Origin of the sequence: Mesorhizobium sp. M0898, from assembly GCF_040319695.1 — a bacterium.
In the GTDB taxonomy this organism is placed as follows: domain Bacteria; phylum Pseudomonadota; class Alphaproteobacteria; order Rhizobiales; family Rhizobiaceae; genus Mesorhizobium.
In genome coordinates, this window is record NZ_JAMYOE010000004.1 from 31,065 (window position 1) to 56,880 (window position 25,816).

Below are 25,816 nucleotides of genomic sequence, written 5' to 3' on the forward strand. Positions count from 1 at the left end.
TACTCCCGTCGTGTCCAGTCCACGACCCCGTCTCATCCACATAGCGCCGCATTCCATCGCGGGAAACAGTAAGCCGGCTGAAAGATGTGGATGCGGACGATTTACACAGGCGGCTTGCGGCCGAAGGCGATTTCCCCGACCTTGCGCGCTAAGATCGGACACAGCGTCCATGACAGGCTCCGACGGCATGATCGACAAGCTGGAATTCTTCATAGCACTTGCCAGGGAAGAACATTTCGGCCGGGCGGCGGAGGTGTGCGGCGTCACCCAACCGACGCTTTCGGCCGGCATCAAGCAGCTGGAGGGTCAGCTCGGCGTGATGCTGGTGCTGCGCGGCTCGCGCTTCCAGGGGCTGACGCCGGAAGGCAAGCAGGTGTTGGTGTGGGCGCGCCGCATCGTCGGCGATAGCAGGACCATGCGCGAGGAGATGCGGGCGGCGCGCCACGGCCTGTCGGGGCGCATCCGCATCGCCGCGATCCCGACGGCGCTGGCCATGGTGGCGCGACTGACGACGCCGTTTCGGGCAAAGCACCCCGGCGTCACCTTCTCGGTGCTGTCGCGCACCTCGATCGAGGTGCTATCGCTGCTCGGCAATTTCGACATCGACGCCGGCATCACCTATCTCGACAACGAGCCGCTCGGACGCGTCACCAGCGTGCCGCTCTATGACGAGCGCTATCAGCTGATCACCGCGGTCGGGAACCCCTATTTCGACCGCGACAAAGTGACATGGGCGGAACTCAGCCAGCTGCCGCTCTGCCTGCTGACGCCGGACATGCAGAACCGCCGCATCATCGACCAGCATCTGGCCGAAGCCGGCGTGCAGGTGCGGCCGACATTGGAATCCAACTCGATGATCGTGCTGTTTTCGCATATCCGCACCGGCAAATGGTCGTCGATCATGCCGCTTAACCTTGCGGAAACCTTCGGTTTTTCCGAGCCGATCCGGGCGATCCCGATCGTCGAGCCGGATGCCAGCCACACGGTCGGGCTGGTGGCGGCGCGGCGCGAACCGCACACGCCGCTGGTCTCGGCGCTGTTGGACGAGGCAATGGCGCTGGCGGACGATTTCCACGGCCGCCGCTAGTCTAGACAATGCTGGTGAACGCGAACGATAGAAAATTTCTATCGAGCAACGGATCGGCTTTATTGATTTGGCGGGTTTCCTCTGATTTCCTAACCACTTAGCGGAAGACCGCCACGACCAGGGAGGGCGCTGCATGACGATGCAGCTAGCAAGTACCGAGATCGCATCGCGCACGGCGGCGATCATCCACGAGCTGAAAGGCCTCGAAGGCCCGCTGTTGCCGATCCTGCACGGCATACAGGAAGAGTTCGGTTATGTGCCGCAGGACGCACTGCCGATCATCGCCGAGGCGCTGAACATCTCCAGGGCCGAGGTTCATGGCGTCGTCACCTTCTATCACGATTACCGCAGCCAGCCCGCCGGCCGCCATGTGCTGAAGCTCTGCCAGGCGGAAGCCTGCCAGTCGATGGGCTCGGATGCGATTGCCGCCAAGCTCAAATCATTGCTGGGCATCGGTTTCCACGAGACAACCCGCGACGGTTCGGTGACACTGGAGCCGGTCTATTGCCTCGGCCTTTGCGCCTGCTCGCCGTCGGCAATGCTGGACGGGGAGGTGATCGGGCGGCTCGACGACGAAAAGCTCAACGAGATCGTTGCCGAGGTGCGCTCATGATCCCGCGTATCTATATTCCCGGCGATTCCGGCGCGCTGGCGCTCGGTGCGGAAAAGGTTGCCAAGGCGGTTCGTGCGGAATTGGCCGAGCGCGGCATCGAGGCCAAGATCGTGCGCAACGGCTCGCGCGGCGCCTATTTCCTCGAGCCTATGGTCGAGGTTGCGACAGCCACTGGCCGCGTCGCCTACGGGCCGGTGAAGCCATCCGACGTCAAAAGCCTGTTCGACTGCGGCTTCCTCACCGGGGGCCACCACAAGCGCTGGCTGGGCGCACCGGACAAGATCCCGTTCCTGGCAAGGCAGACACGGCTGACCTTTGCGCGCTGCGGCGTCACCGATCCGCTGTCGCTCGACCACTACAAGGCGCATGGCGGGCTGAAGGGCCTGCAGAATGCAGTGGCGATGACGCCGGCCGAGGTCGTCAAGCAGGTGACCGAGTCCGGGCTGCGCGGTCGCGGCGGCGCCGGCTTCCCGACCGGCATCAAATGGAAAACTGTGCTCGATACGTCGGCCGACCGCAAATACATCGTCTGCAACGCCGATGAAGGCGATTCCGGCACGTTCGCCGACCGCATGATCATGGAAGGCGACCCCTTCGTGCTGATCGAAGGCATGGCGATCGCCGGCATCGCCACCGGCGCGACCAAGGGCTTCATCTATATCCGCTCGGAATATCCGCATGCGGTGGCGGTGATGCAGAAGGCCGTCGAGATCGCCCGCAAGGCCGGCGTGCTCGGCGTCAATGTGCTCGGCTCGGCCAATTCATTCGACATGGAAGTGCGGGTCGGCGCCGGCGCCTATGTCTGCGGCGAGGAGACCGCGCTGCTCGACAGCCTCGAAGGCAAGCGCGGGCAGGTGCGGGCCAAGCCGCCGCTGCCGGCGCACAAGGGCCTGTTCGGCAAGCCGACGGTGATCAACAACGTCATCTCGCTGGCCTCGGTGCCGGTGATCATGGACAAGGGCGCTGCCTTCTACAAGGATTTCGGTATGGGCCGTTCACGCGGCACCATCCCGATCCAGATTGCCGGCAACATCAAGTATCCCGGTCTCTACGAGGCGGCGTTCGGCATGACGCTGGGCGAGATCGTCGACGATATCGGCGGCGGCACGGCGACGGGACGCCCGGTCAAAGCGGTGCAGGTGGGTGGCCCGCTCGGCGCCTACTTCCCGCGCGCGCTGTTCGACACGCCTTTCGACTACGAAGCGTTTGCCGCCAAGGACGGGCTGATCGGCCATGCCGGCATCGTCGTTTTCGACGACAGCGCCGACATGCTGAAGCAGGCACGCTTTGCCATGGAATTCTGCGCCATCGAGAGCTGCGGCAAGTGCACGCCGTGCCGCATCGGCTCGACTCGCGGTGTCGAGGTGCTGGACAGGCTCGCCCAGAACGTCGAACCGGAAAAGCAGATCGCGCTGGTCACCGACCTTTGCAACACAATGAAGTTCGGCTCGCTTTGCGCTCTCGGCGGCTTCACCCCATATCCAGTGATGAGTGCACTCAACCATTTCCCGGACGACTTTCGGCCGACGCCGGTCGCCGAAGCAGCGGAATAGGAGCGGACAGCCATGAACGCGGCATTCGACATCAAATCGCTGGTCCAGGAAATCGACTACGGCACACCTGCCTCTGAAGCCGAGCAGCAAGTGACGCTGACGGTCGACGGCAAGTCGATAACAGTGCCGGCGGGGACCTCGATCATGCGCGCATCGATGGAAGCCGGCGTCGAAATCCCGAAACTGTGCGCCACCGACATGCTGGACTCGTTCGGCTCCTGCCGGGTCTGCCTCGTCGAGATCGACGGGCGCGGCGGCACGCCGGCTTCATGCACTACGCCGGTCGGCGAAGGCATGGTCGTGCATACGCAGACCGATCGGCTGAACGCCATTCGCCGCGGCGTGATGGAACTCTACGTCTCCGACCACCCGGCGGCGTGGGGCGAGAAGGCCGGCACCGGCGCCAGCGAGTTCGACAAGGTCGTCACGACGGTCGGCCTGACCGAGAACCGCTATGGCGTGGACGGCCGCAACCACGTCAAGCAGCAAAACGGCGTGGCGCCCGGCCATGGCTCGCTGACCATCGATTACATCGCCCGCGACGAATCGAACCCGTATTTCACCTATGATCCGACGCAGTGCATCGTCTGCTCGCGCTGCGTGCGCGCCTGCGAGGAGGTGCAGGGCACGTTCGCGCTGACCATCGAGGGCCGCGGCTTCGAATCCAGGGTCTCGGCCGGCATGCACGAGGCGTTCGTCGATTCCGAATGCGTGTCGTGCGGGGCCTGCGTGCAGGCTTGCCCGACCGATGCGCTGAGGGAAAAGACCGTGCTGGCGAAAGGCCTGCCCGAGCGCTCAACCGTCACCACCTGCGCCTATTGCGGCGTCGGCTGCTCGTTCAAGGCCGAGGTCAAGGGCGACGAGGTCATCCGCATGATGCCCTACAAGGCAGGCAAGGCCAACCACGGCCACTCCTGCGTCAAGGGCCGCTTCGCCTATGGCTATGCGACGCACAAGGACCGGATCCTGAAGCCGATGATCCGCGAAAAGGTCAGTGATCCGTGGCGCGAAGTGTCGTGGGAAGAGGCGCTCACCCATACGGCGAATGAGTTCCGCCGCATCCAGTACCAGTACGGCCGCACCTCGATCGGCGGCATCACCTCGTCGCGCTGCACCAACGAGGAGACCTACCTCGTCCAGAAGCTGGTCCGGCAGGGCTTCCGCAACAACAATGTCGATACCTGCGCCCGTGTCTGCCATTCGCCGACCGGCTATGGCCTCGGCCAGACCTTCGGCACCTCCGCCGGTACGCAGGATTTCGATTCGATCGAGCAGACCGACGTGATCCTGCTGATCGGCGCCAATCCGACCGACGCGCATCCGGTGTTCGCCTCGCGCATGAAGAAGCGCATGCGCGAGGGCGCCAAGCTGATCGTGCTCGATCCGCGCCGCACCGACATCGTGCGCTCGGCCCACGTCGAGGCGCAGTTCCATCTGCCGCTGAAGCCGGGCACCAACGTCGCCATGCTGACCGCACTTGCCCATGTCATCGTCACCGAGGGCCTGTTCGACGAGGCCTTCATCCGCGAGCGCTGCGACTGGGACGAGTTCCAGGACTGGGCATCGTTCGTGGCGCTGCCGGAAAATAGCCCGGAAGTGATCGGCCAGCTTGCAAATGTCGATCCCGACGACATACGCGGCGCGGCGCGGCTCTACGCCCGCGGCGGTAACGGCGCGATCTATTACGGCCTCGGCGTGACCGAGCACAGCCAGGGCTCGACCACCGTCATCGCCATTGCCAACCTCGCCATGGCGACCGGCAATATCGGCCGGCCGGGCGTCGGCGTGAACCCGCTGCGCGGCCAGAACAATGTGCAGGGCTCTTGCGACATGGGCTCCTTCCCGCACGAGCTTCCCGGCTATCGCCACATTTCAGGCGACGCGGTGCGCGCCATCTATGAGAGCCTGTGGGGTGTCAAGCTCGACGACGAGCCCGGCCTGCGCATCCCCAATATGCTGGATGCGGCCGTCGACGGCTCGTTCAAGGGGCTCTATGTGCAGGGCGAGGACATCCTGCAGTCGGACCCCGACACCAAGCATGTCGCCGCCGGTCTCGCCGCGATGGAATGCGTCGTCGTGCACGACCTCTTCCTCAACGAGACGGCCAACTACGCGCATGTGTTCCTGCCCGGCTCGACGTTCCTCGAGAAGGACGGCACCTTCACCAACGCCGAGCGCCGCATCAACATGGTGCGCAAGGTAATGGAGCCGAAATGCGGCTATGCCGACTGGGAAGCGACGCAGGAGCTCGCCAAGGCGCTCGGCCTCGGCTGGAACTACACGCATCCGTCCCAGATCATGGACGAGATCGCCAAGACAACCCCAAGTTTCGCCGGCGTTTCCTTCGACCTTCTCGACCGGGTGGGCTCGGTGCAGTGGCCCTGCAACGAGAAGTCGCCGGAAGGCACGCCGATCATGCATATCGGCGGCTTCGTGCGCGGCAAGGGCAAGTTCATCCGCACCGAATATGTCGCGACCGACGAAAGGACCGGACCGCGCTTCCCGCTGCTGCTGACCACCGGCCGCATCCTGTCGCAATACAATGTCGGCGCGCAGACCCGGCGCACCGACAATGTGGTCTGGCATAGCGAGGACCGGCTGGAGATCCATCCGCACGATGCCGAAAATCGCGGCCTGCGCGACGGCGACTGGGTGCGGCTGACCAGCCGCTCCGGCGAGACGACGCTGCGCGCGCTGATCACCGAGCGGGTGTCGCCGGGCGTCGTCTATACGACCTTCCACCATCCCGACACCCAGGCTAACGTCATCACCACCGACTTCTCCGACTGGGCGACCAACTGCCCGGAATACAAGGTGACCGCGGTGCAGGTGGGTGCATCCAACGGCCCGTCGGAATGGCAGCGCGACTATGACGAGCAGGCAAAGCAAAGCCGCCGCATCGCGAAGTTGGAAGCGGCGGAGTAGTCCTTGACCGCGCGCCGCAAAGCCATTGCGCAGATCTCGCGCCTGGCGCGCCGCGCCGGCGGCACTGCGGCCGCCAACCGCATGGTGCCGGAAGAGACGCCGGTGGCGTTCTCCTTTGCCGGCACCACGCATGCGGTGATGATGGCAAGCCCGGCTGATTTCGAGGATTTCGCGCTCGGCTTCTCGCTGACCGAAGGCATCATTGCCTCGCCGGACGAAATCGAAGCGATCGAGGTCGAGGATCACGGCGCCGGCATCGATATCCAGATCCGGCTGAAGGACCAGGCCAACACCCGCTTCGAGGCGCGTCGCAGACGCCTGGCCGGCCCGGTCGGCTGCGGGCTGTGCGGCATCGAATCCATCGAGGAGGCGATGCGCTCGGTCGAGCCGGTCGGTGCGTCGAAACTTACACTTCAGGCCGATGACATCGTCCGCTCTGTCAAGCTGCTGTCGAAGGTGCAGCCGCTGCACGCCGAGACCGGTGCCGTCCACGCCGCCGGTTTTTACCTTCCCGGCAAGGGCATCGTCATGGCGCGCGAGGATGTCGGCCGCCATAACGCGCTGGACAAGCTGGCTGGCGCGCTGGCCAAAGCCGGTATCGACGGCAGGTCGGGGGCCGTCGTCGTCACGTCGCGCGTTTCGGTCGAGATGGTGCAGAAGACCGCGGCGATCGGCTCGGCCGTCATCATTGCCGTCTCGGCGCCGACCGCACTTGCCATCCGCACCGCGGACGATTCCGGTATGACGCTGGTGGCACTGGTGCGCGGCGACGATTTCGATATTTTCACCCATCCTGACCGCGTGGTTTCCGGAGTTGCCAAGCATGTCGCATGACGAAGGCCACCTCATGAGCACCAGCGAAAAGCTGGTTCGCATGGCCAACCAGATTGCCGCCTTTTTCCACTCAAAGCCGCGCGAGCAAGGCATTGCCGGCGTCGCCGAGCACATCAACAAATTCTGGGAGCCGAGGATGCGCCGGCAATTGTTCGAGATGCTGGACAGCGGTGGCGAGGGGTTCAACGAGCTTGTCGTCGCGGCCGCGCCACACATCAAGCGGCCGGGCGCGCCGGAGGGCGCAAGTTTTAGCGTCGGCGGAGCGAACACCGAGACTGCCGCCGCGTCACAGAAGTAGGCGCCGCGGGCCCACATTCACACTCTCTGAAGTTTCATCTGCCGCAGGCCGCGCGCCTCTGCTATGATCCGGCGATAAGAAATCGTCGGGTCGGGCGGACAACTCGTGAGGCCGATCGAAACTCGATACGCGCTCAGTGGCGACGTGCGGATCGCCTATCAGGTGGTCGGCCAGGGATCGCTCGATCTCGTCTTCGTGCCGGGTTTCATTTCCAATCTCGACCTGCACTGGGAAGACGAGGGCTACACCCGGCTGTTGAAGCGGCTTTCCGCGTTCTCACGGCTGATCCTGTTCGACAAGCGCGGCACCGGTCTGTCCGACCGCGTCGATGTCCACCACCTGCCCAGCCTCGAAACCCGCATGGACGATGTACGCGCGGTGATGGATGCGACCGGCAGCGGCCGCGCCGCCTTGCTCGGCGCTTCGGAAGGCGCGCCGATGGCAATGCTGTTCGCCGCCACCTACCCGGAGCGGACGCGGGCGCTGGCGCTTTATGGCGGCTATGCGCATTTCCACAAATGGGTGATGCCGCCGGAACGCCTTGAGGCGTTCATCGCGACGGCGGAGACCGCATGGGGCACCGGCGCCACCCTGCCGCATTTCGCGCCCGGCCGCGTCGACGATCCGCGTTTCGCCACATGGTGGGCGCGCTTTGAGCGGCTGTCGGCGAGCCCGACCGCGGCAATCGCCCTGGCCCGCATGAATGCGGCTATCGACGTGCGCGGCGTGCTGGCGGCGATCAGCGCACCGACGCTGCTCATCCATCGCCGCAACGATGCGCGCGTCGACCCGGAGGCCAGCCGCTTCCTGGCAAGGAAGATCCCGAATGCGCGGCTGGTCGAGGTGGCCGGGCGCGACCACCCGATCTGGACCGGCGATATCGACCGGGTGGCCGATCTGATAGAGGAATTCCTGACCGGAGCGCGCGCCGTTGCCGAGGCCGAGCGCGTGCTGGCTGCACTGCTGGTCACCCGGATCTACGACACGGCGCGGCTTGGCGACCGCATGTGGAGCGAGCGCAGCCAGCGTTTTCAGGAAACATGGCGGCTTACGGTCGGGCGTCATGGCGGCCGCCCGGCCGGCACGCATGGCGAGCTGATGATGGCGCGCTTCGACGGCCCGGCGCGGGCCGTACGCTGCGCGGCGGCGCTGCGCGATGCGGCGCAGGAGATCGGCGTCGCCAGCGCGCAGGGCGTGCATGTCGGCGAGGTCGAGTTGCGTGGGCCGCCGACGGGGTTGACGGCGCGCGTGACGATGCAGCTTGCCGCGCATGCCGGGCGCGGCGACATCCTCACTTCGCGGCTGGTCGCCGACCTCGCCGCCGGTTCAGGGCTTCATTTCAATGACGCCGGGCGCATCGCGCTTGACGAGCTGGATGAGCCGCTGGCGCTGGTGCAGGCGACCTCGGAACAGCATCTGGAGCCGGCCTGCCGGCCGAAGGCCAAGGCTGCCGAGCCGGCCGCACTGACGGCGCGCGAAAGCGAGGTGGTGAACCTCATCGCCGATGGCAAGAGCAATGCCGCGATCGCCGCCGAACTCGGGCTGAGCGAACACACCGTCAAGCGTCACGTCGCCAATATTCTGCTCAAGCTGGACCTGCCGTCGCGGGCGGCGGCGGCGGCGTTCTCAGCCCGGCACGCTGGCCCGCACGGGCCATAGCAGCCATGGCGCTTTCGGGCGAAGCGGCCGGGCATGCGTAAGCGCTATCACTTCGTCCCATGCAGGCCAGGCGGATGTCGCCGGGAAAGGCGCTGCGAAGGGAGGAATAAAATGCTGAAGTCGACACTCAAATCACTGGTGCTGGCGGCAGGCGTTGGCGCGCTGTTGGCGATCGTTCCTGCCAAGGCCGAAGACGCCTCGGCGACGGCTGCCTACAAGGACATCCAGGCAACGCTCGGCTCGGTACCGGACATGTTCAAGACGCTGCCGGATGTCGCCGTTGCCGGCGCCTGGGCCGAGATCAAGGGCGTGCAACTCAACCCGAACACCGCGCTCGACGGCAAGACCAAGGAATTGATGGGCCTCGCCGTCGCTTCGCAGATCCCCTGCCAGTACTGCATCTATTTCCACACGCAGGCGGCCAAGCTCAATGGCGCCAGCGACGAGGAGATCAAGGAGGCGGTGGCGATGGCGGCGATCGTGCGCCACTGGTCGACCATGCTCAACGGCAGCCAGGTCGATCTCGCCACTTTCAAGAAGCAGTCCGACGAGGTGTTCGCGGCCGTCAAGGCGAAGTCGCAGTGAAGAAGCCACTGCCCGGCGGCGAGCGCCGGGCAGTGCCTGATCAAGCAACCACCCGATCCGAGAAGACGGGCCCATGGAGGAATAAAATGCTAACCAAGACACAGACGATAGACGGCGCTGCGATCAAGAAGGCGATTGAGGGCCGTGATGGAAAATTGCTGGCGAGCTTCTATGCCGACGACGCATTGGTGCGGGTGATCGACCGCAACAACCCGCCGAGCAAGCCGCGCGAAATCCGCGGGCGCGCTGCGATCACTACATTCTGGGACGACATTTGCAGCCGGGCGATGACCCACAAGGTCGACACCACCATCGCCGACGGCAACAACCTCGCCTTCACCCAGGCCTGCTCCTATCCGGACGGGACCAAGGTATTCTGCGCGGCGATGCTGGAGCTGAAGAACGGCCTGATCGCACGGCAGACGGTCGTGCAGGCCTGGGACGAATAAGGAGGCGGCGATGTTCAGTGCCAGATGGCAGATCGACGCAAAATTCGGCCACAAGCAGGCCGTGCTCTGTTGAAGAAATGGGAACGCGAGATCGGCTCGCAGATCGGTCTCGACGACCTCAAGTTCCAGATCATGACCGGATCGATCGGCGCGCGGGAAGCGACGATCGGGTCACATCACCAGGTCGAAAGCCTCGCCAGTTGGAGGCGTTCTTCGCCAGGATCGGCAAGATCGCCGCGCACGCCAAATGGGGCAAGGAGATGGAGCCCTACGTGGTGTCGGGCACCAGCCTGTGGAATATCTACCGCATCGTGGAATAGCAGTCCGGCTTACTCACTTCTCCCCGTCACTATACGGGGAGAAGGTGGCGGCAGCCGGATGAGGGGCAGCGCGACGTCCAAAATTACGACGAGCGCACCCCCCTACTCGCTCTCGCCGTCCAGCGCCGGCACCGACACGCCGGCAAGCTCGGCCGCGAGCAGCCGCGACGCACCGGCGCGTGCGATCCGCAGCATCAGCGCCTTGCGCGTCGCCGCCGCCATGCGATGCTCGGGCGCATCGCGCAAGATCTCGGCGCCATAGCCGTCGGAGAGAATGAAGCCGCATTCCTGCGGAAAGATTTCGGAAGGCACGCCGGGATGGGTGGCGAAGAAGAAGCGGTCGGAATGCAGCCGGTAGTCCGGCCATTTGCGGTCGACCCTGAAATCCTCGATCGAGGATTTGATCTCGATGATCCAGATGTCGCCGTGGCGGGTCAGCGCGACGAGGTCGGCGCGGCGGCCGGTGGCCAGCGACAGTTCGGGCAAGACATGCGCGCCCATCTGCCTGAGCAGCCGCTGCACGCCGCGCCGGACCAGCATGGCGCGCTCCGATTGGCGGCCGTCGATGAGCGGGTTGAGAGGTAGAGGTGAAATGATCGGCATGGCGACCACCATGCCAGATTTTGTTCACGGTTTGAACCGGTTTTTGCGGGCGATTACGCACTTTACAAACACGGCGATGTGCCTGATACCTTGAATCCACAGTAGGAATCCGGGTTATGGGTGTCCTTTTCGAGCCACACTTCCACAACGAAGAAGCTGCTTTCGAACGGCTGGAGACGGGCAAGAAGGCCCGTTAGGCAATGGCTAAGTCACAATGAGCGTCGTGAGCGGTGTGGTGCTTTGTACGTCTTCTGCTGAAGATCGATCGAGCCCGAACGGCCTGCCCATTCTCTTCGAGAGCATACAGGAATGGCTGGCAGAGCGCGCCCCCTTCCAACAACTTAACAGCGTCGAGGATAGCTTTGGCGGCAGCAAGCACCCGCAAATGTTTGTAGCCGGTGGTGGCAATGCAATTCCTACGGGTGAGGGGAGCTATGTTTTCGCGAGGCGTCGCCGTTGATCTAATATTCACCGCTGCAGGCCCGATAGTGGTCGCAGCGTAATCAAAAAAGGTGGCGAAGCATGGTTACTGAGAATGCAAGTTTGACGGTCGAGCAGACTAGGCTCAATAGGATGCTCATGCGGGGCATCGTATTTTCCGTCGTTTGGCTTGCCGGTTTCGGGTCTTCTTATGCGCTTTACCAGGGGCTTCTGGCGCGACGGATGATAAAAATGAATCCCATGCTTCGGGGAAATGGCCGCGCCTGGTGGTGCATCATTGTGGGAGGGCTTGGGGCCGCAGCCTTATGTGCGATAGTTGGGGCCGGCATTTTCAACGCCATGACACAACCCTAGGTCAAACATCGCCTGCCGATCCGGTGTTGGGTCCATATTGATATGGAGGTCCCGTTCAATGAGCGCATAGATGCGTTTGGTCTCACCCCGCGCGCCCTGCCTATGAGGGCGGTACTGCGGACGAAGATCGTGCGGACTTTTCCGGCGATTATCTGTTCGACGAACCCAAAGACGAACAGGAATATGGTCCTCGACCGGCCGGCATCAACATTTTAGGATGCGTCTATAATTGATTACAGCGGAACAAATCAGCGCCGGGTGGTTGCGCGGCTGGAGGTCTGAGTGGGAATTGAACCCACTACGTCGGTTTTGCAGACCGATGCGTCACCGTCCCGCCCTCAGACCTCGGTGCCTCTATGCCCAATCCATCAGCGCAGTCAACCCGTCGATGCCAGGATACCCAGCCGTCGCCGAAGCACGCTTGTCGCAAGCCGTCCGCCGCCCGGCATATCCTCCAAAATCGGGCAGTCGGGCCTGTCCTCGCCGTGACATGCGTAGATATTCGACTTTTAACTAACCGGCATCATGCCCTCCAGGGCAATGATCCTGGTCTTTGCGCAGCGTTCGCGGATGGCTTTGAGACGGCCGTATTCTGGAGAGTCGTACCATGCCAGGAGGGACGCCATGTCCGGGAATTCGACAATGACGAGGCGATGAGGCTCCCAGTCGCCCTCCAGCACTTTGGTGGCTCCGCCACGAGCGATGTATCTTCCTCCGTAGCGCGCTTCGGTTGCCGGCACTTCCCGGCGGTATTCCTCGAACACGGCGGCGTCGGTTATGGCGACATCGGCAATAAGATATGCTGCCATTGATCTTACTCCCTCAATGAGGGGATTGAAGCACGTCCATTAGCATTCCTGCAACTAAGCCGGCCGAACTACCCGGCAGTGAGGGATGGCCGGCGGGATATTTTGAACACCGGCTCGGAAACGACTCGCCTTCTCCCGGATTGCGGCGCTTAACTGTCTTGGTGGGGGCAGCTCTGGGAGGAGACGAACCATGCCGATGTATCTCACGCGATTCAGCTACAGGCCCGAAACCTGGGCGCGCTTGATGGATAATCCCGAGGACAGACGCGAGGCTGCCCGTTCCTACATCGAGTCGGTCGGCGGAAAGCTGCACGGGTTCTGGTATGCCTTCGGAGAGTACGATGGCTGGAACCTATGGGAGGCGCCGGACAACGTGTCGATGGCATCCGTCATGCTCGCCATCGGTGCGGGAGGCGCGCTCAGCTCATACGAAACCACCGTCCTGTTAAGTGTCGAAGAGACGATGGACGCGCTTGGGAGGGCGAAGTCGATCCGCTATCGCCCGCCAGGATCGTGACCGCCGTCCGCGCTTTGCGGAGTGTCGAAGGCTGGGGAACGCTTGCTCTCGGACGGCGCACGTTGCAGCTTGCGTTTTCAATGTCTGCCACGGATTTTAGGAGGAGCATTAGATGACGGAAGATGACGACCGGAAATCGGCGACGCCGGAGGAAATCCGCTCGGCCATCAGAGGCTGGGCGGTGCTTGGGGCAATTATCGTTGCCGTGTTTGGTGCGGCCTACGTCATGATCGATAGTTGAATGGCCGACGATCCTGGTCGCCCCGATGGATTGCCTGAAAAGATCGGCACGGTCCTTGGTGCATTGGTGGTGATCGGCACGTTCGGGCTTCTGGCTTGGACCGTGCTTCGCGGCGTCCTTTATTAAACCCGGCCCGTCTGGACTTTCCCCTGCGGCGGCCGCGTCTCAGGCCGATCTCCTCGTAGCAACGGATGGTCTTGGCCGCAGGCCAGAGCGCCGGGCAGCGTCGCCGACTTCATGGGTGATTTCTTCGTCTCCTGGTCCTTGTTCCTGGCCCCATTGATTTTGCAACATAATCCTGCGGGGGCTGTTGCCGAAATGCCATAGTCGCAGGTTTACCAGCACGCAAGCGCAAGGATATAGGCATCGCCCGCTTGGCAAGCAAAGCAAATGCCAGCATGAATGAAGATGAAAAAAGCGGCCGACTCGAGCCGCTGTTGTTTGGGCAGGCATCGGACCTTTTCATGCGCATGAAGTCACTTGCAATCGTCGCGGCCCTGGCGCTGTCGACGGCTGTCGCCGGTTGCAGCACCATCGGCTCGCAGATCTTCACCAACAACTACGGCGCGGTGACCGACGCCGGCTATCACCTGCCGCGCGTTCCGATCGAAAAGGTGCCGTTCAAATACCGCCGGCAGATCGTCGACTACGACACCAGGGAAAAGCCGGGCACCATCATCGTCGATACGCAGAACAAGTTCCTCTACTTCGTCATGGGCGACGGCGAAGCGATGCGCTACGGCATCGGCGTCGGCCGTGAGGGTTTCGAATGGCACGGCACCGCCCATATCGCGCTGAAGCGCGAATGGCCGACCTGGACACCGCCTTCGCAGATGATCAAGCGGCAGCCGGAGTTGGCCAAGTTTGCCGGTGGCATGGAGCCGGGGTTGAAGAACCCGCTCGGCGCGCGCGCCATGTACCTGTTCAACAAGGGCGGCGACATGGGTTATCGCCTGCATGGCAGCCCGGAATGGAATTCGATCGGCAAGGCGATGTCGTCGGGCTGCATCCGGCTGATGAACCAGGACATTATCGACCTCTACGACCGCACCTCGGTCGGCGCCAAGGTCATTGTGATATAAAACCCTTATACGCGGACCGTCTAGGCAACAACACAGACGTCGCAAACAGAAAACCGGGCACTTTGGCCCGGTTTTTTGTTGTCTATCGACGTTGACGATGGAACGTCGCGTCAGGAGACCTGTTCGACGTGCTGCACTTCCGGCACAAAGTGCCGGAGTAGGTTCTGGATGCCGTGCTTCAGCGTCGCGGTCGACGACGGGCAGCCGGCGCAGGCGCCCTTCATGTGCAGGAACACGGTGCCGTTCTCGAAGCCGCGGAAGGTGATGTCGCCGCCGTCCTGGGCCACCGCCGGGCGCACCCGCGTGTCGAGCAGCTCCTTGATGGTGACGACCAGCTCCTCGTCGGCCTTGTCGTAGAATTCGCCGGTCTGGCTGGTCTCGGCGGCGGGGCCGGCCTTGGCCATCACCGGCGCGCCGGACATGAAATGCTCCATGATGGCGCCGAGGATAGCCGGCTTCAGATGCTGCCAGTCGGGGCCGTCCTTGGTCACGGTGATGAAATCATAGCCGAAGAAGACGCCGGTGACGCCGGGGATTTCGAACAGCCGGCCGGCGAGCGGCGAAGCCGTCGCGGCGCTATCGGCATCGCGGAAATCGGCGGTGCCTTCTTGCAGCACTTCCTTGCCGGGCAGGAATTTCAGCGTCGCCGGGTTTGGCGTCGACTCGGTCTGGATGAACATGGCCGTCTCCGTGCCCGTTTCGGGCAGCTAGTTTGGAATAATTCTAATTAGGCTTTATCCGCCCGACATTCAAGCGAAAGGCATCGCCGGCGGTAGCGGCAGGCGGAATGTTTTACCCCTGCCTTGCGCGAGGCGCGCTCAGGCGAGGCTGTCGATCTCCTCGTCCGACAGGTTCTGCGGCACCACCGTGACGGGAATCGGAAAGGCGGCGCCCTTGCCGGCGACCGCGCCGACCAGCGGCCCTGGGCCTTCCTTGCCGGCGCCTGCCGCCAGCACCAGAATGGCGATGTCCTGGTCTTCCTCGATCAGCTTGTGGATCTCTTCGGTAGGCTTGCCCTCGCGGACCACCAGTTCCGGCTCGATGCCGAGCTTCTGGCGCACCTTGTTGGCGTAGCTGTCCAGTGCGGCACGCGCCGTGGCGGTCGCCTCCTCGCGCATGATCTTCTCGACGCCCAGCCAGTGCTGGAAATCATCCGGCTCGATGACATAGAGCAGCACCAGCACGCCGCCCGTGCTTTGCGCCCGCTTCGAGGCGTAGGCGACGGCGCGCTCGCATTCGGGCGTATCGTCGATGATCGCCAGGAACTTGCGGCGATGACCGACTTCGCGGCTGAGGCGTTTGGAGACCATATTCACCCTGTTCGATGGTTTCGGCCGCAATCTGCCACCGCCACAGCCCGCCCGCAAGCGACCGGCGGCTGTGGCAATGCTGGTGCAGCTTAAAGCGCGATGCGTTCGACCAGCGACGCGCTTCAGGTTCCTGTTTTATGCATGTCGTTATCGCAAAACCGCTGCACACTTTTGCGCGACATGCATTAGCCTTGCAGCAGGCCGATAATGTCGCGCACGGTCTTCATGGTCGCGTCGGCCAATGTGCCGGCACGCTCGCCGCCATCGCGCAGCACCGCGTCGACATAGGCGCGGTCGCCGGAGATGCGGCGCATCTCGCCGGCGATCGGCGCCAGCTTTTCCACCGCAAGGTCGGCCAGCGCCGGCTTGAACACCGAAAACTGCTGGCCGCCATATTCCTTCAGCACCGCCTCTTTCGAGATTTCGGCGAGGCCGGCATAGATGCCGACGAGGTTTTCTGCTTCCGGCCGGCCGGCAAGCCCGTCCAGTTCGCCGGGCAAAGCCTCCGGGTCGGTCTTGGCCTTGCGGATCTTCTTCGAGATGGCGTCGGCATCGTCGGTCAGGTTGATGCGCGACAAGTCCGACGGGTCGGACTTCGACATCTTCTTCGAACCGTCGCGCAGCGACATGATGCGCGCCGCCGGGCCGCCGATGACCGGCTCGGTCAGCGGGAAATAGCCGTTCACCGTCTCTTCGCCGACCTGCATCTCGACGCCGACGCCAAGCGCTGCGATGCGGTCCGAAAAGTCGTTGTTGAACTTCTGCGCAATGTCGCGGGTCAGCTCCAGATGCTGCTTCTGGTCGTCGCCGACCGGTACGTGGGTGGCGCGGTAGACCAGGATGTCGGCGGCCATCAGGGAGGGATAGGCGAGCAGGCCGAGCGAGGCGTTCTCGCGGTCCTTGCCCGCCTTGTCCTTGAATTGCGTCATGCGGTTCATCCAACCGATGCGCGCCACGCAGTTGAAGATCCAGGCAAGCTCGGCGTGCTGCATCACCCGCGACTGGTTGAAGACGATGTGCTTGGTCGGGTCGATGCCGGAGGCGAGAAACGCCGCGGTGATCGACCGCGTCTGGTCCTGCAGATCCTCATGGACGAGCTGTGCGGTCAGCGAATGCAGATCGACGACGCAATAGATACAGTCGGAGGTGTCCTGCAGGGCGACGAATTTCTTGATGGCGCCGAGATAATTGCCGAGATGCAGATTGCCGGTTGGCTGGACGCCGGAAAAAACGAGCGGTTTGAAGGGGGGCTGATCGGTCATGGTGTTTCCCTGGCTTGTGGAGGGCCGTTTCGCGCGCGGCGAAAGTCTTGCGACGGCGCGCTTATGGACGAGAGCGAGGAGACGATCAAGAGGGGCGTTGGCCAGGGCGCGCAGGCTTTGACGTCGGCCGAACAGAAGGCTGTTTGAGGGATGGCGCCGACCAGAAACAAAAACCCGCCTCGGTGGGCGGGTCGTTGGAGCCAGTTAGCACCATACCGAGATTAATAGCATAGCTGCCGGCACAAAGCAAGAACAAAATTGGCGCTGATGAATTTTCCCCCTCACGGATCCGGAGATTGCTCCTTGACCGGCTGGGAGCCCTTGCGCCCGATATTGCGGCGGATCATGCCGAAATCGGCACCGCCGATGGCGAAGGCGGTGACGAAGTAAAGCAGCGCCCCGCCGGCGACGAGCGCTAGCAGCGTCACCGCCTTGATCACCAGCGGCGAGCCGGAGGCGAGCCTTGCGGCGAACCAGTGTTCGGCAAAATAGAGCGCCGCGGCCATCACCGCCGCCGACAGCACCAGCCGCGGGATGCGTTTCATGAGCGGCACGTCGCGGCCCCAATGGCCGCGCCGGATCAGCACGGCGAGCAGCATCGCCGCATTGACCCAGCCGGCGACAGCGGAGGCAACGGCAATGCCGGGCGCGCCCCTCGTCGGAAACAGCGTCAGCGCCGTCGTAATGTTAACCGCCACCGAGATGGCGGCGAAAATCATCGGCGTGCGCGTGTCCTCGCGGGCGAAATAGCCTGGGGTGAACGCCTTGATCAGCACGAAGGCCGGCAGGCCGAGCCCGAAGATCGCCAGGATTGCCGCGACCGTCGGCGTCGAATTGTTGGCGGCAAAGGCGCCGCGCTCATAGACCAGCCGCACGATCGGCTCGGACATGACCAGCAGCGCGGCCGCCGCCGGCACGGTCATGAAAAGGGTAAACTCGACCGAGCGGTTCTGCAGATTGGCGGCCTCGACCAGATTGCCCGATTTCAGCGCCCGCGACAGTTCCGGCAACAGCACGATGGCGACGGCGACGCCGACGACGCCCAGCGGCAGCTGGTAGACGCGGTCGGCATAGGCCAGCGACGACACCGCGCTGTCCTGCGCCGACGCAATCGCCGTGCCGATCAGCTGGTTGATCTGGGTGATGCCGCCGGTGATCGCCGCCGGCAGCGCCAGGATCAGCAGCCGCTTGACGTTCGGCGTCATCTTCGGCCGCCGGAAGCCGATCGAAATGCCGGCATGGCGCACCGCCGCCCAGACGATCGCGAGCTGCACCAGGCCGGCCGCCAGCACGCCCCAGGCCAGGCCGAAACCAACGGTGCGGGCGTCCGAACCCTCGTACCAGGCATAGGCAAGCACGGCGATAAGAATGACGTTGAGGAACACCGGCGCCACCGCAGCGGCGAAATAGCGGCGCAGCGAATTCAGCATGCCGGCCATCATGGCGCCGAGCGACATGCAGATCAGATAGGGGAACATGACGGTCGCCAGCGCCACCGTCGTCTCGAATTTTCCCGGCGTATCGGCAAAGCCCGGCGCCACCAGATAGCGCACGATCAGCGGCATCGCCAGTTCCATGGCGATGGTCAGCGCCAGAAGCGCCGTGAACAAGACGCCGAACACCTCTTCGGAAAAGCGCTTGGCGCCGTCGGTGCCGTGCGTCTCGATCTCCTTGGCGAACAGCGGCACGAAGGCGGCATTGAAGGCGCCTTCGGCGAACAGCCGGCGAAAGGTGTTGGGAAACTGGAAGGCGGCATTGAAGGCGTCGGCGATCGGCCCGGTGCCAAGTGCCGCAGCCATCAGCATCTCGCGGCCGAAACCGAGGGCGCGGCTCATCAGCGTGCCGGAAGCGACCGTGGCGAATTTCTTGACAAGGCTCATGCGCTTGAAGACTGCCTGTGCGATTGGGGCAAATGGAAGGTAACCGTCACTCGGCGGCCGTTTTGGTCTTGCCGCGCTCGGACGCCGTGCCCTCGAGCACCGCGATCAGCCTGTTGCGGATGGTCGCCGTACGCGACGGGCTGTCGATCTTCTGGCCGGTGAGATCGGTGACGTAGAACGTGTCGATGACTTTTTCGCCGAAGGTGGTGATGTGGGCCGAGGCGATGTCGAGCGACAGGTCCGACAACATGCCGGTGATCTCCGACAGAAGGCCCGGCCTGTCCAGCCCCTCGACCTCGATCACCGAGAAACGGTTCGACAGCGTGTTGCGGATCTCGGCGCGTGGCGGAATACGGAAAACCTTGGCGCCGCGCCGCGGCTTGGTCCGCTTCTCGATCATTTCGGGCAGCCAGCTCTTGCCCGACAGCACGTCCTCGATCAGCCGGCCGACGCGCTCGGCACGGCGGCGCTCGTCCTCGTCGCGGTCGAACTCCCTCGAGATCAGGATGGTGTCGAGCGCGCGGCCGTCCGAGGTGGTGAATATCTGCGCGTCGACGATGTTGCCGCCGGCCGCGGCACAGGCGCCGGCAATCACCGAGAGCAGGCGCGGATGGTCCTGCGCCAGCACGGTGATCTCGGTCACCGCCTCGAACTGGTGGGTTTTGACCATGGTGGCGAGCTTCTTGCCGGCGTGATCGGCCTCGCGGATGAATTCGGCATGGCGGAGCTGGTCGGGAAGGTCGACCGCCAGCAGATAGTTCTCGTAGTGCTGGCCGACATAACGCTTGCGGGCCTTTTCCGGCCAGTCGGCAAGCGCCTCGGCCAGTTGTTCGCGCGCCGCCGCCGTCCGTTTGGCGCGCGACACCTCCGAAAACCCGCCGGTCAACAAAAGCTCGGTCTCGTAGTAGAGCGTACGCAGCAACTGGCCCTTCCAGCCGTTCCAGACCCCAGGCCCGACGCCGCGGATATCGCAGACGGTAAGCACAAGCAGCATCTTCAGCCGTTCGACCGACTGCACGATGGCGGCAAAATCCTCGATCGTCTTGCGGTCGTTGAGATCGCGGGTCTGCGCCGTCATCGACATGACGAGGTGGTTCTCGACCAGCCAGGCGACCGTTTCGGTGTCGGCCGGCGAGAGCCCCATATGCGGGCAGATGCGCCGGGCGATCCTGGCGCCGGCTTGCGAATGGTCCTCCGGCCTGCCCTTGGCGATGTCGTGCAGCAGCACGGCGACATAGAGCGCCTCGCGGCTCTTCTTCAGCCCCGGCATCAGCGAGTGGGCGAGTGGATGGACCTTTTCGCCGTCGCCGCGCTCGATCTCGGCCAGTACGCCGATGCAGCGGATCAAATGCTCGTCCACGGTGTAGTGGTGGTACATCGAGAACTGCATCATGGCGACGATCTTGCCGAAGTCCGGGATCAGCTTGGCAAGCAGTCCGGCCTCGTTCATGCGCCGCAGATTGAGCTCGGCGTTGCGGTCCGAGGTCAAGATATCGAGGAACAGCCGGTTGGCCTCCTCGTCGCGCCTGAGCGCCTTGCCGACGAGGCCGAGAGAGCGGGTCAAAAGCTTCAGCGCATCGGGGTGAAATTCCAGGCCATGCTTGTCGGCAAACCAGAACAGCCTGAGCAGGTTGACCGGATCGCGCTCGAACACCTCGTCGTCGGCAATGTTGATGCGGTGGTTGTCGACGATGAAATCGGCCGTGCCGGCGAGCTTACGCTTGCGGCGCGAAAAGGTCAGAAAGATGCGGTTGAAGCCCGGCACATGCTTGGCCTGCTCTTCTTCCAGCGCGGCGCAGAAAATGCGGGTCAGGTCGCCGACATCCTTGGCGACGAGGAAGTAGTGCTTCATGAAGCGTTCGACCGCCGACAGGCCGGGATGGGTGGTGTAGCCCAGCCGCTCGGCAATGTCGCGCTGGATGTCGAAATGCAGCCGCTCCTCGGCCTTGCCGGTGAGGAAATGCATGTGGCAGCGCACCGCCCATAGGAAATCCTCGGCCTTCTGGAATTCCCTGTATTCGGCGTCGGTGAAGACGCCCTTGTCGACCAGTTCCTCGCCGGTGCGCACGCGGTAGAAATATTTGGCGATCCAGAACAGCGTCTGCAGGTCGCGCAGGCCGCCCTTGCCGTCCTTGACGTTGGGTTCGACCAGGTAACGGCTCTCGCCGGCCTTGGCGTGGCGCTCGTCGCGTTCGGCGAGCTTGGCCTGGACATATTCGGGGCCGGTGGTGCGCACCACCTCGTGGTCGAAGCGCTGCAAAAGCTCGTCATAGAGCTTTTGCTCGCCCCACAGGAAGCGCGCCTCCAGGATCGAGGTGCGGATGGTGATGTCGGTGCGCGACAGCCTGAGGCACTCGTCGATGTTGCGGGTGGCGTGGCCGACCTTCAGCCCGAGGTCCCACAGCATATAGAGCATGTATTCGACGATCTGCTCGCCCCAGGGCGTCTGCTTGTAGGGCAGCAGGAACAGCAGATCGATGTCGGACCCGGGCGCCAGCGTGCCGCGGCCATAGCCGCCGACGGCCACGACCGCCATGCGCTCGGCCGAAGACGGGTTTTTGACGCGATAGACATGGGTGGCGGCGAAATCGTAGAGCGCGCGGATGATCTCATCCATCAGATGCGACAGCCGGGCGGCGCAGGCGGTGCCGCTGCCATCGTCCATCAGCATGCGTTCGGCGACCGTGCGGCCGTCGGCGAGCCGGCTTTTGAGAAGCTTGAGGACGCCGCTGCGCGCGGCCTTGCCGGAGCCGTCGCCTGCCGTGGCCGCGGTCAGTTCGGTCATCTCGCGGCGCAAGGCTTCGCCGTCGATCAGTTCCTCGAGCTTCAGGGATATTCTTGCCATAAATGCCGTTCGGCCTCGCCGTTTCGGCGGCGTCTATAGCGCGTTTTCGCGGCGCTGGGTATGGGGCGGACGGACGCGTTCTCCGCAGCCGTGGAACGGCACGATCGTCTCATGCCCGCGGCCGGTGCAGTTTGGGCCTGGCCACGAAAAATCGAAATCGGCCCTTGACCTTCCAGTTACTGGAAGCACTACCTCCGCCGCAACATCGAATACAGGGGCTTTCGGCATGACGCATTCCGATCACCATCATCACGCCCATGGCAGCTGCTGCTCGGCAAAAGGCGCACCCTCTGCTGCGGACGCCGTCGTCCGCGATCCGGTCTGCGGCATGACCGTCGATCCGGCTGTCGGCAAGCCGACGGCCGAGCATGACGGCCATCGCTATCATTTCTGCAGCGAGAGCTGCCGCGCGAAATTCGTCGCCGAGCCGGAAAAATACCTGACCGCAACCGATCCCGTCTGCGGCATGAGCGTCGATCGCGCCACGGCCAAGCACTTTTTGCGGCACGAGGGCCGGGGCTTCTATTTCTGCTCGGCCGGCTGCAAGGCGAAGTTCGAGGCCGAGCCGGCAAAATATCTCGGCGACAGGCCGGCGCCGCAGCCGATGCCGAAAGGCACGCAATACACCTGCCCGATGCATCCGGAAATCATCCGCGACAAGCCCGGCTCCTGCCCGATCTGCGGCATGGCGCTGGAGCCGATGGGCGTGCCGACCGGCGACGAGGGGCCTAACCCGGAACTGGTCGACTTCACCAGGCGCTTTTGGGTGAGCGCGGTGCTGTCCGTGCCGTTGCTGCTCATCGCCATGGCGCCGATGCTCGGCCTGACGTTTCAGGCCTTTATCGACGAGCGGGCGAAGGTCTGGCTGGAGCTGGCGCTGGCCAGCCCGGTGGTGCTGTGGGCGGCATTCCCGTTCTTCCACCGCGGCTGGGACTCGGTGCTCAACCGCAGCCCCAATATGTGGACGCTGATTTCGCTCGGCGTCGGTGCCGCCTATCTCTACAGCGTCGTCGCCACGCTGTTTCCGGGCCTCTTTCCGCACCAGTTCCGCGGCCATGACGACACCGTGCCGGTCTATTTCGAGGCGGCGGCGGTAATCGTCGCGCTGGTGTTCCTCGGCCAGGTGCTGGAATTGCGTGCCCGCGAGAAAACCGGTTCGGCGATCCGTGCGCTGCTCGACCTGGCGCCGAAGACGGCGCGGCTGATCGGCGCGGACGGTTCCGAAAACGACGTGCCGCTCGATACGGTCAAGGCCGGCGACCGCCTGCGCATCCGCCCCGGTGAGGCCGTGCCGGTCGACGGCATTGTGCTCGAAGGACGCTCTTCCATCGATGAATCGATGATCACAGGCGAGCCGCTGCCGGTCGAAAAGACCGAAGGCGACAACCTCACCGGCGGCACGCTCAACAAGAACGGCTCGCTGATCATGCGCGCCGAAAAGATTGGCGCCGAGACGACGCTGGCGCGCATCGTCGAGCTGGTCGCCAAGGCGCAGCGTTCGCGCGCGCCGATTCAGGGGTTGGCCGACCGCGTCTCGTTCTACTTCGTCCCGGCCGTCGTTCTGGTCGCGATCATTGCGTTCGTCGCCTGGGCGATCGTCGGACCGGAACCCAGCCTGGTGTTTGCCATCGTCTCGGCGGTCTCGGTGCTGATCATCGCCTGTCCGTGCGCGCTCGGCCTTGCCACGCCAATGTCGATCATGACCGCCACCGGGCGCGGCGCGCATGCCGGCGTGCTGATCAAGGAAGCGGCGGCGCTCGAGCGCTTCGCCTCGGTCGATACGCTGATCGTCGACAAGACGGGAACGCTGACCGAAGGCCGGCCGCGACTGACCGATGTCGTTGCCGTCGAAGGCATGGCGCAGGACGAGCTGCTGGCGCTCGCCGCCGGTCTCGAAAAAGGCTCGGAGCATCCGCTGGCCGAGGCGATCGTCGACGGCGCCCGCGAACGCGGCGTGAATATCCCGGATGCCGGCGGTTTCGAGGCCGTCACCGGCAAGGGTGTTTCCGGCACGGTTTCGGGACAGAAGGTGGCGCTCGGAAATGCTGCGATGATGGCCGATCTCGGCATCGACAGCACATCGGTCCAGGCCAGCGCCGAGGCGCTGCAGGCCGACGGCAAGACCGCGATGTTCGTTGCTGTCGGCAACCGGCTCGCCGGCCTCGTCGCCGTTGCCGACCCGATCAAGGCGACCACCGCCGAGGCGATCAAGGCGCTGCATGACAGCGGGCTGAAGATCGTCATGGCGACCGGCGACAACGAGCGCACCGCCAAGGCCATCGCAGCCAAGCTCGGCATCGACGCGGTGCGTGCCGGACTTTTGCCCGAACAGAAGAACGCGCTGGTCGAGGAATTGCGTGCCGGCGGTGCCGGCGTCGCCATGGCCGGCGACGGCGTCAACGATGCGCCCGCACTCGCCGCCGCCGATGTCGGCATCGCCATGGGCACCGGCGCCGATGTCGCGGTCGAGAGTGCAGGGATCACGCTGGTCAAGGGCGATCTCAACGGCATCGTCCGAGCCCGCACGCTTGCCCAGGGCACGATCCGCAACATCCGCCAGAACCTGTTTTTCGCTTTCCTCTACAACGTGCTTGGCGTGCCGGTCGCCGCCGGCGTGCTCTATCCGCTCACCGGCACGCTGTTGTCGCCGATGATTGCGGCGGCGGCGATGAGCCTATCGTCGGTTTCGGTGATCTCCAACGCGTTGCGGCTCAGGACGTTGAAACTTTGAGTCGACTGCCCAGATAGACCCTGTTCAAAAAAGGAGACGATGAATGACCTTAGCCAAGAAGATCGTGCTGCTGATGATGGCGGCGGGAATGCTGCTTGCCGTTTTCCTCGAAAGCGTTCCGGCGCAAGCCGAGGAGATGAAACACGACATGGGCGCAATGGGCGCGCAGGGCCCTTCGACCGACGGCTACAAGGCGGCGATGGACAAGATGCACGCCGACATGATGGCAATCGAATATTCCGGCAATGCCGACGTCGATTTCGCTCGCGGCATGATCCCGCATCACCAGGCGGCCATCGACATGGCCAAGGTTGAGCTCGCCAATGGCAAGGATCCGGAAATCCGCAAGCTGGCCGAAGCAGTGATCGCCGCGCAGCAGGCCGAAATCAAGCAGATGCAGGACTGGCTTGCCGCCCATCCGGTGAAGTAGGCGTCACGCTGTCGGGGAATCCGGGCGAGAGGCTTCACCTGGATTTCTGCTTCACCTGGATTTCCCTTGGCGGCTATGGTGCTATCCGGGCCTCGGACTGGAGCATGCCATGCCGTCGACGATAAGAACGACCACCCTGCCCTGCGGCGAAGCCGTGCCGGTGCTCGGCCAGGGCACCTGGAATATGGGCGAAGACGGCCGCCGCCGTGGCGACGAGGCCAATGCCCTGAAGCTCGGGCTGGATCTCGGCATGACGCTGATCGACACCGCCGAAATGTATGCCAGCGGCGGTGCCGAGGAGGTGGTGGCGGAGGCCCTCGCCGGTCGCCGCGACGAGGTTTTCCTGGTCTCCAAAGTGCTGCCGTTCAATGCCTCGCGCGCCGGCGTGAAACGGGCATGCGAGAACAGCCTGAGGCATCTCGCCACCGACCGCATCGATCTTTATCTGCTGCATTGGCCGGGCAGTGTGCCTTTGATGGAAACGGTAGAGGCGTTCGAAGCGTTGAAGGCGGCCGGCAAGATCCGCCATTGGGGCGTCAGCAATTTCGATACCGATGAGATGGAAGAGCTGGTTCGGTTGCCGGCCGGCGGCAACGTCCAGACCAACCAGGTGCTCTACAATCTGTCGCAGCGCGGCGTCGAGTTCGACCTCGCCCCGTGGAGCCGGCAACGCGGCATGCCGCTGATGGCCTATTCGCCGGTCGATCAGGGGGTATTGGCGCGCAACGCCAGGTTAGATGCCATCGCCGCCCGCCACAGTGCGACGCCGGCGCAGATCGCTCTTGCCTGGGTGATGGCGCAGGACGGGGTGATTGCCATTCCGAAGGCCAGCCGCCCGGAGCATATCCGGCAGAATGTCGCGGCGTTGGAGATCGAGCTCACGAGCGAAGATTTCGCCGAAATTGACCACGCCTTCCCACCACCGAGGCGGAAGTCCGGCTTGGCGATGATTTGAGGGGTGGGGCGGAAGGCAAGCCAAAGCAGCGTT

The 25,816-nt window shown here is 64.0% G+C and carries 24 protein-coding genes and 1 tRNA gene; 17 read left to right on the forward strand and 8 right to left on the reverse strand.

Annotated elements, in window-relative coordinates; all coding sequences use genetic code 11:
- Positions 1–187 precede the first annotated feature (187 nt).
- The 9 genes from NKH90_RS07495 to NKH90_RS07535 all read left to right on the forward strand — a co-directional run bounded on the left by NKH90_RS07495 (position 188) and on the right by NKH90_RS07535 (position 10,003).
- Positions 188–1,087, forward strand: coding sequence for a LysR family transcriptional regulator (locus NKH90_RS07495; protein WP_352470186.1), 900 nt, complete (start codon positions 188–190; stop codon positions 1,085–1,087).
- A gap of 133 nt (positions 1,088–1,220) precedes the next feature.
- Positions 1,221–1,700: a formate dehydrogenase subunit gamma gene (locus NKH90_RS07500; RefSeq protein WP_352469988.1), complete on the forward strand. Its 480-nt coding sequence runs from the start codon at positions 1,221–1,223 to the stop codon at positions 1,698–1,700.
- Complete coding sequence (locus NKH90_RS07505) at positions 1,697–3,253, forward strand: formate dehydrogenase beta subunit (protein ID WP_352818474.1); 1,557 nt, start codon at positions 1,697–1,699, stop codon at positions 3,251–3,253. The genes NKH90_RS07500 and NKH90_RS07505 overlap by 4 nt, the downstream gene beginning before the upstream one ends.
- Before the next feature lie 12 nt (positions 3,254–3,265).
- A complete protein-coding gene (gene fdhF, locus NKH90_RS07510) occupies positions 3,266–6,178 on the forward strand; it encodes a formate dehydrogenase subunit alpha (RefSeq protein ID WP_352681348.1) in 2,913 nt (970 codons plus the stop codon).
- 3 nt (positions 6,179–6,181) lie between these two features.
- The gene (gene fdhD, locus NKH90_RS07515) at positions 6,182–7,012 is read left to right on the forward strand and encodes a formate dehydrogenase accessory sulfurtransferase FdhD (RefSeq protein WP_352469985.1); all 831 of its coding nucleotides are present in this window, start codon (positions 6,182–6,184) and stop codon (positions 7,010–7,012) included.
- Positions 7,002–7,310 carry a formate dehydrogenase subunit delta gene (locus NKH90_RS07520; protein ID WP_352818479.1) on the forward strand — a complete coding sequence of 103 codons (309 nt, stop codon included), beginning with the start codon at positions 7,002–7,004 and terminating at the stop codon, positions 7,308–7,310. Before fdhD ends, NKH90_RS07520 begins: the two co-directional genes overlap by 11 nt.
- Before the next feature lie 105 nt (positions 7,311–7,415).
- Positions 7,416–8,969, forward strand: a complete 1,554-nt coding sequence (locus NKH90_RS07525) for an alpha/beta fold hydrolase (protein ID WP_352818482.1) — start codon at positions 7,416–7,418, stop codon at positions 8,967–8,969.
- 111 nt (positions 8,970–9,080) lie between these two features.
- Complete coding sequence (locus NKH90_RS07530; RefSeq protein WP_352448517.1) at positions 9,081–9,554, forward strand: carboxymuconolactone decarboxylase family protein; 474 nt, start codon at positions 9,081–9,083, stop codon at positions 9,552–9,554.
- Between the two features lie 86 nt (positions 9,555–9,640).
- Positions 9,641–10,003, forward strand: coding sequence for a nuclear transport factor 2 family protein (locus NKH90_RS07535; protein WP_352469982.1), 363 nt, complete (start codon positions 9,641–9,643; stop codon positions 10,001–10,003).
- A 422-nt stretch (positions 10,004–10,425) separates the two neighbouring features.
- Here NKH90_RS07535 and NKH90_RS07540 read toward each other — a convergent pair whose 3' ends face one another.
- The gene (locus NKH90_RS07540) at positions 10,426–10,926 is read right to left on the reverse strand and encodes an MmcB family DNA repair protein (RefSeq protein WP_352818486.1); all 501 of its coding nucleotides are present in this window, start codon (positions 10,924–10,926) and stop codon (positions 10,426–10,428) included.
- A 214-nt stretch (positions 10,927–11,140) separates the two neighbouring features.
- Between NKH90_RS07540 and NKH90_RS07545 the strand changes: the two genes are divergently transcribed.
- The gene (locus tag NKH90_RS07545) at positions 11,141–11,386 is read left to right on the forward strand and encodes a hypothetical protein (RefSeq protein WP_352681357.1); all 246 of its coding nucleotides are present in this window, start codon (positions 11,141–11,143) and stop codon (positions 11,384–11,386) included.
- A 606-nt stretch (positions 11,387–11,992) separates the two neighbouring features.
- On the opposite strand, the gene NKH90_RS07550 is transcribed toward NKH90_RS07545, so the two are convergent.
- Positions 11,993–12,066, reverse strand: a tRNA-Cys gene (locus tag NKH90_RS07550).
- 164 nt (positions 12,067–12,230) lie between these two features.
- Complete coding sequence (locus tag NKH90_RS07555; RefSeq protein ID WP_352818489.1) at positions 12,231–12,530, reverse strand: DUF1330 domain-containing protein; 300 nt, start codon at positions 12,528–12,530, stop codon at positions 12,231–12,233.
- Between the two features lie 190 nt (positions 12,531–12,720).
- Here NKH90_RS07555 and NKH90_RS07560 point away from each other — a divergent pair, with 190 nt between their 5' ends.
- From NKH90_RS07560 to NKH90_RS07575, 4 genes are all read left to right on the forward strand, one after another.
- Entirely contained in the window at positions 12,721–13,047 is a 327-nt protein-coding gene (locus NKH90_RS07560; RefSeq protein WP_352613828.1) for a GYD domain-containing protein, read from the forward strand.
- Positions 13,048–13,159: 112 nt separating this feature from the next.
- Positions 13,160–13,288 (forward strand): hypothetical protein, encoded by a 129-nt coding sequence (locus NKH90_RS07565; RefSeq protein WP_302893588.1) that lies wholly within the window; start codon positions 13,160–13,162, stop codon positions 13,286–13,288.
- Positions 13,289–13,414 carry a hypothetical protein gene (locus NKH90_RS07570; protein WP_352467528.1) on the forward strand — a complete coding sequence of 42 codons (126 nt, stop codon included), beginning with the start codon at positions 13,289–13,291 and terminating at the stop codon, positions 13,412–13,414.
- Positions 13,415–13,752: 338 nt separating this feature from the next.
- A complete protein-coding gene (locus NKH90_RS07575; RefSeq protein ID WP_352448678.1) occupies positions 13,753–14,370 on the forward strand; it encodes a L,D-transpeptidase in 618 nt (205 codons plus the stop codon).
- A 110-nt stretch (positions 14,371–14,480) separates the two neighbouring features.
- Here NKH90_RS07575 and NKH90_RS07580 read toward each other — a convergent pair whose 3' ends face one another.
- From NKH90_RS07580 to NKH90_RS07600, 5 genes are all read right to left on the reverse strand, one after another.
- The gene (locus NKH90_RS07580) at positions 14,481–15,050 is read right to left on the reverse strand and encodes a NifU family protein (RefSeq protein WP_023676386.1); all 570 of its coding nucleotides are present in this window, start codon (positions 15,048–15,050) and stop codon (positions 14,481–14,483) included.
- Positions 15,051–15,188: 138 nt separating this feature from the next.
- Complete coding sequence (locus NKH90_RS07585; RefSeq protein ID WP_023676385.1) at positions 15,189–15,680, reverse strand: universal stress protein; 492 nt, start codon at positions 15,678–15,680, stop codon at positions 15,189–15,191.
- A 185-nt stretch (positions 15,681–15,865) separates the two neighbouring features.
- Entirely contained in the window at positions 15,866–16,942 is a 1,077-nt protein-coding gene (gene trpS / locus NKH90_RS07590; protein WP_352818495.1) for a tryptophan--tRNA ligase, read from the reverse strand.
- A gap of 281 nt (positions 16,943–17,223) precedes the next feature.
- Positions 17,224–18,822, reverse strand: coding sequence for a murein biosynthesis integral membrane protein MurJ (gene murJ, locus NKH90_RS07595; RefSeq protein ID WP_352818498.1), 1,599 nt, complete (start codon positions 18,820–18,822; stop codon positions 17,224–17,226).
- A gap of 46 nt (positions 18,823–18,868) precedes the next feature.
- Positions 18,869–21,667 carry a [protein-PII] uridylyltransferase gene (locus NKH90_RS07600; protein WP_352681365.1) on the reverse strand — a complete coding sequence of 933 codons (2,799 nt, stop codon included), beginning with the start codon at positions 21,665–21,667 and terminating at the stop codon, positions 18,869–18,871.
- Positions 21,668–21,893: 226 nt separating this feature from the next.
- On the opposite strand from NKH90_RS07600, the gene NKH90_RS07605 reads away from it, so the two are divergent.
- The 3 genes from NKH90_RS07605 to NKH90_RS07615 all read left to right on the forward strand — a co-directional run bounded on the left by NKH90_RS07605 (position 21,894) and on the right by NKH90_RS07615 (position 25,783).
- Positions 21,894–24,398, forward strand: coding sequence for a heavy metal translocating P-type ATPase (locus NKH90_RS07605; protein ID WP_352818503.1), 2,505 nt, complete (start codon positions 21,894–21,896; stop codon positions 24,396–24,398).
- Positions 24,399–24,441: 43 nt separating this feature from the next.
- On the forward strand, positions 24,442–24,828 hold the full coding sequence (gene copM / locus NKH90_RS07610) for a CopM family metallochaperone (RefSeq protein ID WP_352818506.1): 387 nt from the start codon (positions 24,442–24,444) through the stop codon (positions 24,826–24,828).
- Between the two features lie 109 nt (positions 24,829–24,937).
- Positions 24,938–25,783 carry an aldo/keto reductase gene (locus tag NKH90_RS07615; RefSeq protein WP_352818509.1) on the forward strand — a complete coding sequence of 282 codons (846 nt, stop codon included), beginning with the start codon at positions 24,938–24,940 and terminating at the stop codon, positions 25,781–25,783.
- Positions 25,784–25,816 lie beyond the last annotated feature (33 nt).

Excerpts from the sequence above, each read along its gene's own strand:
- NKH90_RS07495 (WP_352470186.1), top strand. The coding sequence starts at position 188 with ATGATCGACAAGCTGGAATTCTTCATAGCACTTGCCAGGGAAGAACAT.
- NKH90_RS07500 (WP_352469988.1), top strand. The coding sequence starts at position 1,221 with ATGACGATGCAGCTAGCAAGTACCGAGATCGCATCGCGCACGGCGGCG.
- NKH90_RS07505 (WP_352818474.1), top strand. The coding sequence starts at position 1,697 with ATGATCCCGCGTATCTATATTCCCGGCGATTCCGGCGCGCTGGCGCTC.
- fdhF (WP_352681348.1), top strand. The coding sequence starts at position 3,266 with ATGAACGCGGCATTCGACATCAAATCGCTGGTCCAGGAAATCGACTAC.
- NKH90_RS07520 (WP_352818479.1), top strand. The coding sequence starts at position 7,002 with ATGTCGCATGACGAAGGCCACCTCATGAGCACCAGCGAAAAGCTGGTT.
- NKH90_RS07530 (WP_352448517.1), top strand. The coding sequence starts at position 9,081 with ATGCTGAAGTCGACACTCAAATCACTGGTGCTGGCGGCAGGCGTTGGC.
- NKH90_RS07535 (WP_352469982.1), top strand. The coding sequence starts at position 9,641 with ATGCTAACCAAGACACAGACGATAGACGGCGCTGCGATCAAGAAGGCG.
- NKH90_RS07540 (WP_352818486.1), bottom strand. The coding sequence starts at position 10,926 with ATGCCGATCATTTCACCTCTACCTCTCAACCCGCTCATCGACGGCCGC.
- NKH90_RS07545 (WP_352681357.1), top strand. The coding sequence starts at position 11,141 with ATGAGCGTCGTGAGCGGTGTGGTGCTTTGTACGTCTTCTGCTGAAGAT.
- NKH90_RS07555 (WP_352818489.1), bottom strand. The coding sequence starts at position 12,530 with ATGGCAGCATATCTTATTGCCGATGTCGCCATAACCGACGCCGCCGTG.
- NKH90_RS07560 (WP_352613828.1), top strand. The coding sequence starts at position 12,721 with ATGCCGATGTATCTCACGCGATTCAGCTACAGGCCCGAAACCTGGGCG.
- NKH90_RS07565 (WP_302893588.1), top strand. The coding sequence starts at position 13,160 with ATGACGGAAGATGACGACCGGAAATCGGCGACGCCGGAGGAAATCCGC.
- NKH90_RS07570 (WP_352467528.1), top strand. The coding sequence starts at position 13,289 with ATGGCCGACGATCCTGGTCGCCCCGATGGATTGCCTGAAAAGATCGGC.
- NKH90_RS07575 (WP_352448678.1), top strand. The coding sequence starts at position 13,753 with ATGCGCATGAAGTCACTTGCAATCGTCGCGGCCCTGGCGCTGTCGACG.
- NKH90_RS07580 (WP_023676386.1), bottom strand. The coding sequence starts at position 15,050 with ATGTTCATCCAGACCGAGTCGACGCCAAACCCGGCGACGCTGAAATTC.
- NKH90_RS07585 (WP_023676385.1), bottom strand. The coding sequence starts at position 15,680 with ATGGTCTCCAAACGCCTCAGCCGCGAAGTCGGTCATCGCCGCAAGTTC.
- trpS (WP_352818495.1), bottom strand. The coding sequence starts at position 16,942 with ATGACCGATCAGCCCCCCTTCAAACCGCTCGTTTTTTCCGGCGTCCAG.
- murJ (WP_352818498.1), bottom strand. The coding sequence starts at position 18,822 with ATGAGCCTTGTCAAGAAATTCGCCACGGTCGCTTCCGGCACGCTGATG.
- NKH90_RS07600 (WP_352681365.1), bottom strand. The coding sequence starts at position 21,667 with ATGGCAAGAATATCCCTGAAGCTCGAGGAACTGATCGACGGCGAAGCC.
- NKH90_RS07605 (WP_352818503.1), top strand. The coding sequence starts at position 21,894 with ATGACGCATTCCGATCACCATCATCACGCCCATGGCAGCTGCTGCTCG.
- copM (WP_352818506.1), top strand. The coding sequence starts at position 24,442 with ATGACCTTAGCCAAGAAGATCGTGCTGCTGATGATGGCGGCGGGAATG.
- NKH90_RS07615 (WP_352818509.1), top strand. The coding sequence starts at position 24,938 with ATGCCGTCGACGATAAGAACGACCACCCTGCCCTGCGGCGAAGCCGTG.